Origin of the sequence: Pseudopedobacter saltans DSM 12145, from assembly GCF_000190735.1 — a bacterium.
Taxonomy (GTDB): Bacteria; Bacteroidota; Bacteroidia; order Sphingobacteriales; family Sphingobacteriaceae; genus Pseudopedobacter; species Pseudopedobacter saltans.
The window spans coordinates 1,198,111-1,210,820 of the sequence record NC_015177.1 but is presented as its reverse complement, the minus strand read 5'-3'; the positions used below and the strand labels follow the sequence as shown (position 1 = coordinate 1,210,820).

Below are 12,710 nucleotides of genomic sequence, written 5' to 3'. Positions count from 1 at the left end.
AGAAGTATTTATTAACAACTGATATGCTTTTATTTTGGATGCGTGAGCTGTTTGAAGATATTTCGAAGCTAAATCGAACATTAATCGATTTCTATTAGTCCTATTGCCAACGCCATAAAACTTCCTTATCTGTAAAATTCCATAATCTTCTGATTCAACAATATCCCTAATGGGTAATGGATTGTCCGTTCCTAAATCCACTTTACAAGTTTGGACAAAATCCTAACTTTAAAGAACAATGGAAAAACCAAGAAAAGGAAAGAGCAAAGGTCGTACTCCTTTATTCGAAGACAGTTTTAAAATTGCAGTTGCCCGAGAATATATTTTGGGTGACTATAGCGCCAGTCAGGTTGGCAAGAAATACAATTTAAATTCAGACAATGTATTTTACTTTGTAAAGTGGTACAATAAGCATCATCCTGACCCAGCCCCAGAGACAAGTTCTCCTGCGGAATTAACGCCCTCAAACACCGCTAAGCTTGAAGAGGAATTAGCGTTGGCAAAACTTAAGATCACCGCATTAGAAATGCTCATTCGTAATGCCGAACGGGAAATGGGGGTAGATATTGTAAAAAAGCCTGGTACCAAACAGTAGGACAAATGAAAGAAATATATCATGAAATTTCCCTAACAACAATTTGTGCTTTGTTTGGTAAAAGTCGTCAAGGTTGGTATCAGCTAGCTGAAAATAAGGGACAGAAACAACTACAAAGAACTTTAGTGATAGAACAGGTTCGACAAATAAAAAGTGAATTGCCCCACATCGGCGGCCTTAAGATGCACTCCATGCTGCAAAAATTCCTATCTGCTCATCAGATTTCGATGGGAAGAGATGCTTTTTTCTGCTTATTAAAGGAAAATAATTTGCTGGTTAAGCCCCGGAGATTATATGCCAGAACGACCAATTCCTTTCATCATTTTAAGAAATGGCCGGATCTGGTGCAAAGACGTAAAGCTATAATGGCAGAAGAAATATGGGTGAGCGATATTACCTATTTAAAAACAAAAAAAGGTTTTATCTATCTTAGTTTGATTACAGATGCTTATTCAAGAAAAATTGTAGGTTATAACTTAAGTCGAAACTTAAAAGCAGAAGGATGCATAAAAGCATTTCAGATGGCGTTAAAATCAAGATTATACCCCAAAAGACCTCTTATTCATCACTCTGACAGGGGAATTCAATACTGCTGTGACGATTATGTCCAATTATTGATCAGCCAAAATGTACAAATTAGCATGACGCAAAATGGAAGCCCTTATGATAATGCTATCGCAGAGCGGGTGAATGGTATTTTAAAACAAGAATTTAATCTATACCAATCTTTTGACTCATACCAAAAAGCTAAAGATGCAGTAGAAAACGCAATTATCAGTTATAACCAGATCAGACCCCACTTCTCTTGCCAGCTTCAAACACCACAAGCAAAACATGCATCAAGTAATGCATGGTAAAGTGAAATCAGGAAAATAAAATTTAGTGTAAAGTAATATCGGGAAAATAATATAAATTGTAAACCAAAATTAGTAATTACCGTCCAAATTTGTCAAGTAAATCTAGTATAGGACACACGTCACAAACACGAATAAAAGAGGGAGAAAAGAGGGGAAATATCCCTTTTTTGCCCGTGTTTAATCCGTATTTTATCCGAGTTTAATCCCTGTTTATAGCAAATCAGATTCAAACCTGTCTGGAATCTAGATCGAATAGGATACAGCTTATTTTTAATGCGATGTAAGAAATATTAGTATTTAAGGACGATAACACAAATAGATAAATAAGATAACAATGACGATTGGGAAGAAAGACTTAAACTCAGTGCCTCAATGTTGATACCTGAAGCTAAATACTTAACACTATTCGCTGCCACAAGTAAACAAAATGTGACACTTAGGTCCTATTTAGCTTATTTTACGTAATTTTCGGTTTTTTAAAGATTTTACCATGCAGTTTAAGAAGTTTTTTGCTATTACATCATGTTTGTCATTTATCGCTGTTAGTGGTTTTAGTTCCAATAAATTGGATGAAGGGATGTTCCCGCTTAGTGAATTATCCAAATTAGATCTTGCAAAATCCGGTTTATTGATACCGCAAAAAGAAATATTCAATCCGGATAGTATTAGCCTGATTGATGCCCTGGTGAATGTGGGCGGTTGTACAGGTTCATTTGTGTCTGGTCAGGGATTAATTATCACCAATCACCATTGTGCTTTTTCAGCAGTTCAGGAGGCCAGTACAAAGGATAAAGATTATTTGAAAAACGGTTTTGTGGCTAACGCGAAAGAACAGGAAATAGAAGCAAAAGGCCTTACTGCGAGAATCACTCAATCTTATCAGGATGTTTCTCAGGAGATACTGGCTGCAACCACTGGGATAAAAGATTATAATCAGCGTCTTAATGCTATTAAAAATAAGATTAAAGAGATAGAAAAACGGGCTGAAAATGAAGATCCGGGTATTAAGGCCGAAATTTCTGAAATGTTTATAGGTAGAACCTATGTGCTGTTCAGATACAAAATTATTAAAGATGTCCGTCTGGTATATATCCCTCAACAAAATATAGGGGAATTTGGCGGGGAAACTGATAACTGGGTTTGGCCAAGGCATACAGGCGATTTCTCTTTTATGAGAGCTTATGTGGCTCCAGACGGTTCTTCTGCTACCTATTCGAAAGATAATGTTCCTTATGAGCCAAAAAAGTTTATTAAGATAAATCCTGAAGGGATAAAGGAAAATGATTTTGCATTTATACTGGGATATCCGGGTAAAACTTTCAGACATAGACCGGCTCAGTATATCTCTTATCAGCAGCAGTTTTTGCTTCCTTACGTGTCTGAATTATACGGATTCCAAAATGCACAAATGCTTAAAGTTGGCAAAGAAAAAGGTCGCAATGTTGAGCTTTCACTTTCGACCAGAATTAAACGAAACGCGAATGTGATGAAAAACTATCAAGGGAAACTTAAAGGTTTGGGCAATATCGATTTGTTAACACAAAAACGCAAAGAGGATGAAAATCTAGCACAGTATATCAATGGGAATAAAGTGCTGAAAGCCCAGTATGGTAATTTAATGCGTGATATCGAAGCTCTTTACCGGGAGATTAATACAAATGCATATACTGATCTTTGGTTCGAGCAGATTTACAGATCTACAAGTCTTCTGAGGCTGGCTCAAAAAGTAAATAGCTTTAAAAGGGATATTGAAGTTTTACCAATTGACAAAAGGAATAGTTTCTATGAAAAAAACGTGGATTCGGTAAAGAATGATTTAGATGAGATTTATAAATCTTACGATTATGAGGTTGACAGGGCATTATTCCTGAATATGCTTGAAAGGGCTACAAAACTACCAAGCAATCAAAAGCTAAGGTTTATAGAAAGCAAACTTACGGGATTTAATCAGCTGGAGGATGCTGAAAGGTTTATTAATAATGTTTTTTCTTACACCAGGATAAAGGACAAGAACAGTCTGTTTTCCGGCGTTTTCAGAGATGCAAATTCGCTGGTTTCTTATAACGATGCGCTGTTAGATTTCGAAGCGGAGCTAAAAACTGCAAGTGACTTTAATAAAAATGCAGTAGAGCGCAGGGACGCTACTTTAAATAAACTCATGGCTGATTATGTAACTGTCAAGGAAAAATATCAGAATGCATCTTTCGTACCTGACGCAAATAGTACTATACGACTAACTTATGGAAATATTTTAGGCTACTCTCCTGTTGATGCTTCTTATATGAAACCTTTTTCTTCTTTAAAAGGGATTATAGAAAAAGGCAGATCAGGGTTGGAAGATTTTGAGTATAACCCCAAAATAAAGGAACTTTGGGAGAACGGCGACTTTGGAAATTATAAAATGGATGAGCTTAATAGTGTTCCTGTATGTTTCCTTTATAACATGGATACCACCGGAGGTAATTCTGGATCTCCAATTTTTAATGCAAAGGGTGAATTAATAGGTGTCAATTTCGACCGGACCTACGAAGCTACTATAAATGATTTTGCATGGAGTCCAGATTATAGCAGGTCTATTGGGGTAGATATAAGATATGTTCTTTGGGTAGCAGAAAAGATAGACAAGGCTAATGCTGTTTTGGAAGAACTTGGAATTTAATTTATCAGATTTTTTTTGAAATATTTGCAGGTTGGCTTTTTTGCCAACCTTTTTTATTACCCTTTAAATATATATAATATTATCATGAGAGTAGTTGCAGAATTACCACATCCCAAATGTAAAATATCCATTTTTTCCATGAACATGAAATACATCATAAAGTTCGAGCAAGGTACATTGGAACAAACTTTCAAACTAGCTGAGATGGATTTAATAAAAGGAATAGACAGTGTATTTGAAATATTGGATGAGGAGTTTATTAATAAAGTTGCCGACAGGTTTGACGCCATGAGGGAGGATTTTATTATAGCCTATAAAAAACACAATTAAAACTTTAACACATCAACATAACTTGCTTTATATTAGCACTATATATAGCAATAAATCATGTTTCAATATTTAATTTGGTTCAAAACAGAATAAGCTTGATTATTTACAGTCTTTATAATGAAATAGTTATTTATATAAAACACATAACTAATTGATATATCGTTTATTAAAAAAATCAACAAAATAATATTCTGTACTGAATTTAAGCAAAATATTATTTCGAACTCTTAATTAATATGGATATTTATCTATTATCGCATACCGAGGTATATAATCCTAATCAGGTACTCTTGGGCCAAAGCGATCTTCCGTTGGAGGAGAACTTCACCAATACGTTTTCCTGGCTGTCGGATATCCTCTCTCCTTTGGGAGAACCAATAACATATATCACAAATTCTTCAAGGAGATGCATTAAACTAGCTTCATCTATCAGTAAAGACAAGTATATTGTGGATGATAATTTTTCAGAAATTAATCTGGGAGATTTTGAACTATACTCCGCCAGTAAGATATCAAAAAATGAATATCTCGATTATATTGAAAAAGGATTTCCTAACGGGGAAAATATAAACGATGTAAAAAAAAGAATTCGTAAAGGGCTAAAGAAAATTGCTTCGCGCTCCGGGTCTTATGTCGTAATCACCAGTCCCAATATTATCAGATTTATTATTCTGCAATGTTTGAAAGTATCCCTTAAGAACATTGGGGTTTTAGAAATAGACCATGGAAGTATATCTAAGCTGAAATATGACAATAAATCTAATACCTTTTTAATTTCATTTATCAACATCAATAAAAATAATATCAAATAAAAAAGAGGGTACCTTAGTTCCCTCTTCAAAATCTTCGTATCAGAAAGCCGGTGCTAATTAACAGCACTGGCGATCATGATACTTAACCAAACCACTTAGTGGATTTCTTATGATCTGTCCGATGGACATATTAAATTCGCTCGCTACTTCTTCTAAATAAGGCAAATAAGTATAAGCTACAGATCCTACACAATTGAAAGAATATTTACTGAAGTGAGGATAATAGGACACAATATTTGTAAAAAAATCTCTGAAAGATTTCTTTACCAATTGTTGAATAAATAGGTGATCGATATTATCTCCTACAAATTTGCTGAACGTGGCACTGAATCGATTAGGCAACGGCTCGGTATATATCTTACTGATTATTTCAGCTGAGGATAGATTAAATTCCTTATCGAATTTGGATTTTAGATCAGCAGGCATATATCCTCTGACATAAGCTATCAATACACTTTTTCCTAAGTAAGCCCCACTCCCTTCATCTCCCAAAATAAAGCCTAAAGAATCTACCTGATCAGTTATTTTCTTGCCGTCATAGATACAACTGTTAGTTCCGGTACCCAATATACCCACAAAACCTTCGCTATCCCCTAAAACAGACTTAGCTGCTGCCAGTAAATCAGATTCTACTTCTACTATACCCGCGTTTACAAAAACCTTTTTTAGGGCCTCTACTACAACGGGACTTTTGTCTGCGCTGCAGCCTGCTCCATAAAAATAAACTTCATTTATTTCTGTCGCGGAAACCAACTCGGGCAAACTTGCTCTTACAGATTGTTCTATGTAATCTGCGCCTACATAATAAGGGTTATAGCCTTCGCTATTAAATTTCAAAGGTTCTTCACCTTGTTTTAACAAGCACCAACTCGTTTTTGTAGACCCGCTATCAGCTATTAATATCATGTATCTAATTAAAAGAATAAAACCTCTGTAAAATCTATATTAGCTTTTTGTTATATCAAAAATAAAAAAGAATACATAACTTTCAAAAAAAATTAAAAAGATATTAATTTTAACCAGTTGCTTATTAAATGGAAATATACGATCCTTTTGGTATCGAATGGATATTATAATCGTTTGGTCCTGAAAAAAGGGCCTTTATAATATGATAAAGGTAAATTAAGTTTCAAATTTATATTTCTAACATGAAGAAAAGACGGATTATCGATATAAACCAGACTTGAAAGTGACTTCATTCTTTGTCTCGTATAAACTTGTTTGAGATAATCAAAGTGGTATAACTATATTTGTTATATCTTTTAATTTTAAATGACGCTAAAAAATATCTAAGATGTTTGGCACTACAAAAAAGAATGCAAAACTTTATTTTGAAATCATTCAGAACTTATACTATAAAAATAAACTTTCCAGCGTAGAGCTTAGCAGCATAACAAACAGAAGCATTCCGTTGATAACCAAATCAATAAATACATTAATCGAATTAGGATATATAGAAGAGAGCGGTTATGCTCCTTCCAGTGGAGGAAGAAGACCATTAATTTATAAGCTTAACAGGGAAAAGCTTTTTATAGTAACGGTAGCAGTAGATCAGCTGAATACCAGGATTGGTATAGTGAATTTAGATAATGAGTACAAGGCTTCTGTTCAGGTATTTCCTCTCCAATTGGAAAATAACCCAAACTCGCTGGAGAGTCTTACTCATATTATTTCAGATTATATAGGAAATTCGGGAATAGAGAAAAATAAGATTATTGGGATTGGAATTGGAATGCCAGGCTTTATTGATACTACTTTGGGATTGAACTATACTTACTTTAATAATAGCAAACAAAGTATTCCTAAATACATAAGTAAAAAAATAGGCTTGCCCGCCTTTATCGACAATGATTCGAGTTTGGTTGCGCTTTCGGAACTGAAATTCGGTAAGGCATTAGATATCAAGGATGCTTTGGTTATAAACTACGGTTGGGGAATTGGCTTGGGACTGATTATTAATAGGCAGCTGTATCGCGGAAACAATGGATTCGCAGGGGAACTAAGTCATATTTCGGTTTCTGAAGAAGGAAAGCTCTGCTCCTGCGGAAAACAAGGCTGTCTCGAAAAGGAAGCTTCCCTACTGGCTATTTCCGAAAATGCTATGGAAGGATTGAATGCTGGCAAAAAAAGCAGATTAAAGTATGACGATAAAACCGAGAGAATCGCTTTTAGTGACAGAATTATGGAAGAAGCACTGAAAGGTGATAAGTTTGCTATCGAACTGCTTTCTGAGGCGGCATTTAAGTTGGGTAAAGGAATTTCAATTCTAATTCATATCCTGAATCCAAAAACGATAATCCTGGGAGGTAAAATAGCAAAAGTTGGTCATTTAATGACTCCTGCAATCCAACAGGCACTAAACCAAAATTGCATATCCCGTTTATTTAACGAAACTGATATATTAATTTCTGATTTAGGATTTGACGCCGAGTTGATTGGAGCTGCTGTTCTTGTGATGGAAAGTTATAATGCAAGCTAATAAGCTCAGCATTATAACTTTAAGTTGCTTTAAACTTTTACGTATATCTTTTTCTTATCCATATAGAGTCCGATTAACCATAAGAAGAGCATATAGCTAATAGCAAAACCAAGAGATGCGTTTAAGGGGTTCAGCAGGTTCATGAAAAAACCATCGAAAATCAGTTTATGAATATTTTCACCTCCTATATATATAGTATGCATAAGTTTTACAAATATTCCGGATAGTGCATATATAAATAAAGGGTTTTTACCAAATACCTCGAAGAAATAGGTCCATTTTTTAATATGCCATACTTCAATTATTAATATCAAGGCAGCTAGGAGTATCAAGTCCCAGCCTACAGTGTACAAAACGTAAGAGCTTGTCCAGATTGGTTTGTTTATAGGGAATACTAAATTCCATGCACTCGCTGCCAACAACAAAATAACTCCTGTTCCTATTAAATTAAATGCGGTACTTTTATTATTCCCTTTTTTCTGTATAAATAATCCCGCAAAATACCCCAATATTACATTTACCACAGCGGGTATTGTACTTAGTACACCTTCAGGATCAAATGGTATTCCATACCCTTTATATAGATTTTTGGCGTTCATTAAAAAGTTATCAAGCTTTGTAGCTGCATTTCCCTCTAATGTATAATCTCCAAACCAGCTCATGACTCCCCAATATCCCAATAACATCGCAGCGCTTATTAAGAGAATTGTTTTTGATCTGAAATAATAAACCAACAGACTGGCTATACAATAACAAACAGCAATACGCTGCAATACGCCCCAAATCCGGATTTCAGTAAAATCCTTCATAACTAAAACATCATCTACCCATTTTACGAAAGGGAACATATTAAGAAATAGCCCGATTAAAAATATCTTTAATGTTCTGCTAAAGACTTTCTTTAAGAAAGCGCTATTCCCCTGCTCTTTTAATTTTCCCATTCCAAAGCTCATGGCATTCCCCACTACAAACAAGAAAGTAGGAAAAACGAGATCTGTTACAGTAAAGCCATGCCAGGGCGCGTGTTTTAATGGCGCGTAAACATAACTCCAGCTTCCTGGTGTATTTACTATAATCATAAAAGCAACTGTCGCTCCTCTTAAAACGTCAAGAGATAGATAGCGAGGTTTAGGTATTGAATTTGCATTTGCCATATACTAATATATAGCAAATCCGTCAAATAACTTAATAATATTTTTAATAAGATTATTGCGAATAGTTAATTTTTCATTAAGTTTGGTATAGATTTCACAGGAAATTCTATGTGAACGAGGCCAATTATTTTTAACAAAAAACATGTAAAAATTAATTGTGTTCGGACACATTGTATTTAATATATTTATATATTTGTGTTAAGACAGTTTTCTTAAGTTAATAAAAACATATGGTAGCCATGAAAAGTACACGTCTGAATCTTTTAGAGGAGACGCGTTTTGAGAAAGTAGCAGTTAGCGTTTATGAGGACCAATTTGTAGCTTCTAAAGCGGTAGCGGGACGTATTGCTGAAATAATTAAAAATAAGCAAAGAAACGGAGAAACAACCGTTTTAGGTTTAGCTACAGGTGCAACTCCGGTAAATGTATATAAGGAGTTAATTCGTTTACATAAAGAAGAAGGTTTATCCTTTAAAGATGTAGTAACGTTCAATCTGGATGAATACTTCCCTATGAAACCAGACGCCGAACAAAGTTATGTAACCTTCATGAACGAAAAACTTTTCAATCACATTGATATTGACCCTAAAAACATCAATATCCCTGATGGAACTTTAAATGAGGAAGATGTAGCCAGGTATTGTATGGAATATGAGGCAAAAATCAACTCTTATGGAGGTTTGGACTATCAAATACTGGGGATTGGTAGAACAGGCCATATCGGTTTTAACGAGCCGGGATCTGCTCCTAACTCGGGAACGAGAATGGTTACCTTAAATGACCTGACCAGAAGAGATGCTTCTAAAGACTTTGGTGGTAAAGAGAATGTACCCACTAAAGCGATAACCATGGGTGTTGGTACTATCTTTAAAGCCAGAGAAATTGTTTTGATGGCATGGAATGAGAAAAAAGCCAGCATTGTAAAAAAAGCCGTTGAAGGCGAAATTTCTTCAGACGTACCGGCTACTTATTTACAGCTATCCAGCAATGTAGAGTTTGTTTTAGATACAGAAGCTGCTTCGCAGTTAACCCGTTTTGACACACCTTGGCTGGTTCAGGACTGTGACTGGACTCCACAATTAATCAAGAAAGCTGTTGTATGGTTAGCTAAGACGTTAAATAAACCAATTCTGAAACTTACCGAAGACGATTATAACAATAACGGTATGGCTCAGCTGGCAACAGAAAAAGGCCCTGTTTACAATATCAATATAGATATCTTTAATAAGATACAACATACAATTACCGGATGGCCAGGTGGCAAACCTAATGCCGATGATTCGCAAAGACCGGAAAGGGCAAATCCTGCTAAGAAAAATGTGATTATCTTCTCTCCTCACCCTGATGACGATGTAATTTCTATGGGTGGTACATTTATTCGTCTGGCCGATCAGGGACATAATGTTCACGTAGCTTACCAGACTTCTGGCAATACCGCTGTATGGGACGAAGATGTATTGAGGTTTATGGAATTCGCATCGGATTGTTCTAAATCTTTGGGTTTGGATTCTTCTAAATTGGAAAATCTTTATAACGAGACAAGAACTATCTTTGAAACCAAGAAGCCGAACCAGGTAGATACAGAAGAAGTTAGAACAATAAAAGGTCTTATCCGTAAAGGGGAAGCCATTGCAGGGGCTCGTTTCGCAGGCTTACCAGATGAGAAAATTCATTTCCAAAACCTTCCTTTCTATGACAGGTCTAAATTTTCTAAAACTGTATCTTTCGAAGATGACATCAATCAAACAGTTGAACTGCTTCGTCAGGTAAAACCTCATCAGGTTTTTGCTGCAGGAGATTTTGCTGATCCACATGGGACCCATAAAGTTTGTTTCGATATCATATATCAGGCTTTAAAACGTATTAAGGCAGAAGGTGATGAATGGATTAATGATTGTTGGTTATGGTTATACAGAGGCGCATGGCATGAATTTGAAATTCATGAAATAGAAATGGCTGTTCCTTTATCTCCACAAGAGGTAAAAAGAAAACGTTTAGCTATATTTAAGCACCAATCTCAGAAAGATCTTCCTGTATTCCCTGGTGATGATGCCAGAGAGTTCTGGGTAAGAGCTGAAGAAAGGACTAGTGAAACAGCCCGAGCTTATGACGCTTTAGGTTTGGCTAATTACGAAGCTATTGAAGCTTTTATTAGATGGAAATTCTAAAATACAACGACTAAACTTAAATTTAAACCAAATCTATGGTGAATCAAAATTCAAAACAATCAACAATAGGCCCTATGGTTATCATAGGTGCCCTATTCTTTATTTTCGGTTTTGTAACCTGGCTAAACTCTCTACTTATTCCTTATTTGAGAATAGCTTGTCAGCTTACCGAAGTGCAATCCTATTTTGTAACATTCGCATTTTATATTGCCTATCTTGTAATGGCTCCGGTGTCTACCTGGGTTCTAAACAGATTTGGCTTTAAGAAAGGGATGTCCATTTCTTTAGGAATTATGGCTTTGGGTGCATTGCTGTTTATTCCAGCTGCATTTTCCAGAACCTATCTCCTGTTTTTACTGGGATTGTTTATTATGGGAGGAGGATTAGCTATCTTACAAACAGCATCAAATCCATATATTACTATAATCGGTCCTGTTGAGACAGCTGCTAAGCGGATTAGTATCATGGGGATATGTAATAAGTTTGCTGGTGCGGCAGCTCCAATTATTTTAGGGATGTTCCTTAATTTAAGTGAAGCGGATAAAGTTACCAAGCAAATTGATTCTATGTCTGCTTCGGAATACACTGCGGCATTAGACCAAATTGCGTTACAGGTAGTTAATCCATATATAGGAATTGTAATTGTTTTGATTTTGTTGTCGCTCTGGATTTCGAGAGCAAACCTACCTGAAGTGCAAGGAGACGAGGAAGAAACCAGCAATCACCACACAATTTCCGAAGACAAGAAAAGTGTTTGGGATTTCCCGCATGTTATTTTAGGTTTTATTACTTTATTCTGTTACGTTGGTGTTGAAGTACTTGCCGGGGATACTATTATCGCGTATGGAGTTTCGCAGGGAATTTCCCTTGACGATGCCAAGTTCTTTACCGGGTTTACTATGGTAGCAATGGTTGTTGGTTATATTATCGGTATAATCACAATTCCAAAGTATCTGGCTCAAGACAGAGCTCTAAAATTCTGTGCTATTCTGGGTATTATATTTACCGCAGGGATTGTGTTTACTACAGGAATAACTTCTTTGCTTTTTGTAGCTTTATTAGGACTTGCTAATTCGCTTATATGGCCTGCAATTTGGCCACTTGCTTTAAAAGGTGTAGGAAAGTTTACAAGTGCTGCATCAGGATTATTGGTAATGGGAATTGCCGGAGGTGCTGTTATTCCTCTACTTTACGGACAAATTGCTCATGTAGTAGGCTCTCATAGTGCTTATTGGATAGCATTACCTTGTTATTTAATGATTTTATATTATTCAGGTACTGGTCACAGAGTGGGATTAAAAAAATAATTGGCACAATATTGGTTTTTACTTAGGTATTCTTAATCTACCTTTGAAAAAGCAAAACAAAGAGCTCCGGAATTTACGAAGCTCTTTGTTTTTTTATAGTATGTTTGTTCTCTAAAAATAATTTTAATGGAAAAGTTCCAGGTACCCGGTATTTTCAGAGACGAAGTTTGTTACGCAAGAAACCTAGATAAAAACAGATTTGAAATTTTCAAAAACACTAAACGTGTTGGAATCATAGACAAAGAAAACGGGGGCTGGTTTCTCGATCAATTTTATGATGAATGTCTGTTGACAGAAAACGTACAATTAATTGGGCAATTTATAGATAAAAGATATAGATAAAATATCT

At 35.5% G+C, this 12,710-nt stretch carries 11 protein-coding genes; 9 read left to right on the top strand and 2 right to left on the bottom strand.

Annotated features, from left to right (window positions below):
• Positions 1 to 238: 238 nt before the first annotated feature.
• From PEDSA_RS05085 to PEDSA_RS05065, 5 genes are all read left to right on the top strand, one after another.
• Positions 239 to 595 (top strand): transposase, encoded by a 357-nt coding sequence (locus tag PEDSA_RS05085; RefSeq protein ID WP_013631395.1) that lies wholly within the window; start codon positions 239 to 241, stop codon positions 593 to 595.
• Positions 596 to 600: 5 nt separating this feature from the next.
• Entirely contained in the window at positions 601 to 1,452 is an 852-nt protein-coding gene (locus PEDSA_RS05080) for an IS3 family transposase (RefSeq protein ID WP_013632087.1), read from the top strand.
• 490 nt (positions 1,453 to 1,942) lie between these two features.
• Positions 1,943 to 4,111 (top strand): S46 family peptidase, encoded by a 2,169-nt coding sequence (locus PEDSA_RS05075; protein WP_013632086.1) that lies wholly within the window; start codon positions 1,943 to 1,945, stop codon positions 4,109 to 4,111.
• Positions 4,112 to 4,195: 84 nt separating this feature from the next.
• A complete protein-coding gene (locus tag PEDSA_RS05070; RefSeq protein WP_013632085.1) occupies positions 4,196 to 4,441 on the top strand; it encodes a hypothetical protein in 246 nt (81 codons plus the stop codon).
• A 236-nt stretch (positions 4,442 to 4,677) separates the two neighbouring features.
• Positions 4,678 to 5,253, top strand: coding sequence for a histidine phosphatase family protein (locus PEDSA_RS05065; protein WP_013632084.1), 576 nt, complete (start codon positions 4,678 to 4,680; stop codon positions 5,251 to 5,253).
• 57 nt (positions 5,254 to 5,310) lie between these two features.
• On the opposite strand, the gene PEDSA_RS05060 is transcribed toward PEDSA_RS05065, so the two are convergent.
• Positions 5,311 to 6,159, bottom strand: a complete 849-nt coding sequence (locus PEDSA_RS05060; RefSeq protein WP_013632083.1) for an N-acetylglucosamine kinase — start codon at positions 6,157 to 6,159, stop codon at positions 5,311 to 5,313.
• Between the two features lie 388 nt (positions 6,160 to 6,547).
• Between PEDSA_RS05060 and PEDSA_RS05055 the strand changes: the two genes are divergently transcribed.
• Positions 6,548 to 7,732 carry an ROK family transcriptional regulator gene (locus tag PEDSA_RS05055; protein ID WP_013632082.1) on the top strand — a complete coding sequence of 395 codons (1,185 nt, stop codon included), beginning with the start codon at positions 6,548 to 6,550 and terminating at the stop codon, positions 7,730 to 7,732.
• A gap of 29 nt (positions 7,733 to 7,761) precedes the next feature.
• Here the strand turns inward: PEDSA_RS05055 and PEDSA_RS05050 are convergent, their stop codons facing one another.
• Positions 7,762 to 8,886: an acyltransferase family protein gene (locus PEDSA_RS05050; RefSeq protein ID WP_013632081.1), complete on the bottom strand. Its 1,125-nt coding sequence runs from the start codon at positions 8,884 to 8,886 to the stop codon at positions 7,762 to 7,764.
• Positions 8,887 to 9,125: 239 nt separating this feature from the next.
• On the opposite strand from PEDSA_RS05050, the gene nagB reads away from it, so the two are divergent.
• The 3 genes from nagB to PEDSA_RS05035 all read left to right on the top strand — a co-directional run bounded on the left by nagB (position 9,126) and on the right by PEDSA_RS05035 (position 12,703).
• Positions 9,126 to 11,054 (top strand): glucosamine-6-phosphate deaminase, encoded by a 1,929-nt coding sequence (nagB, locus tag PEDSA_RS05045; RefSeq protein WP_013632079.1) that lies wholly within the window; start codon positions 9,126 to 9,128, stop codon positions 11,052 to 11,054.
• Between the two features lie 35 nt (positions 11,055 to 11,089).
• On the top strand, positions 11,090 to 12,361 hold the full coding sequence (locus PEDSA_RS05040) for a sugar MFS transporter (protein WP_013632078.1): 1,272 nt from the start codon (positions 11,090 to 11,092) through the stop codon (positions 12,359 to 12,361).
• A 126-nt stretch (positions 12,362 to 12,487) separates the two neighbouring features.
• Complete coding sequence (locus PEDSA_RS05035; RefSeq protein ID WP_013632077.1) at positions 12,488 to 12,703, top strand: hypothetical protein; 216 nt, start codon at positions 12,488 to 12,490, stop codon at positions 12,701 to 12,703.
• Positions 12,704 to 12,710: the final 7 nt, after the last annotated feature.

What these genes read in the sequence shown, in the direction of transcription:
- PEDSA_RS05085 (WP_013631395.1), top strand. Translation starts at nt 239, where the DNA reads ATGGAAAAACCAAGAAAAGGAAAGAGCAAAGGTCGTACTCCTTTATTC.
- PEDSA_RS05070 (WP_013632085.1), top strand. Translation starts at nt 4,196, where the DNA reads ATGAGAGTAGTTGCAGAATTACCACATCCCAAATGTAAAATATCCATT.
- PEDSA_RS05060 (WP_013632083.1), bottom strand. Translation starts at nt 6,159, where the DNA reads ATGATATTAATAGCTGATAGCGGGTCTACAAAAACGAGTTGGTGCTTG.
- PEDSA_RS05050 (WP_013632081.1), bottom strand. Translation starts at nt 8,886, where the DNA reads ATGGCAAATGCAAATTCAATACCTAAACCTCGCTATCTATCTCTTGAC.
- PEDSA_RS05065 (WP_013632084.1), top strand. Translation starts at nt 4,678, where the DNA reads ATGGATATTTATCTATTATCGCATACCGAGGTATATAATCCTAATCAG.
- PEDSA_RS05035 (WP_013632077.1), top strand. Translation starts at nt 12,488, where the DNA reads ATGGAAAAGTTCCAGGTACCCGGTATTTTCAGAGACGAAGTTTGTTAC.
- PEDSA_RS05080 (WP_013632087.1), top strand. Translation starts at nt 601, where the DNA reads ATGAAAGAAATATATCATGAAATTTCCCTAACAACAATTTGTGCTTTG.
- PEDSA_RS05040 (WP_013632078.1), top strand. Translation starts at nt 11,090, where the DNA reads ATGGTGAATCAAAATTCAAAACAATCAACAATAGGCCCTATGGTTATC.
- nagB (WP_013632079.1), top strand. Translation starts at nt 9,126, where the DNA reads ATGAAAAGTACACGTCTGAATCTTTTAGAGGAGACGCGTTTTGAGAAA.
- PEDSA_RS05075 (WP_013632086.1), top strand. Translation starts at nt 1,943, where the DNA reads ATGCAGTTTAAGAAGTTTTTTGCTATTACATCATGTTTGTCATTTATC.
- PEDSA_RS05055 (WP_013632082.1), top strand. Translation starts at nt 6,548, where the DNA reads ATGTTTGGCACTACAAAAAAGAATGCAAAACTTTATTTTGAAATCATT.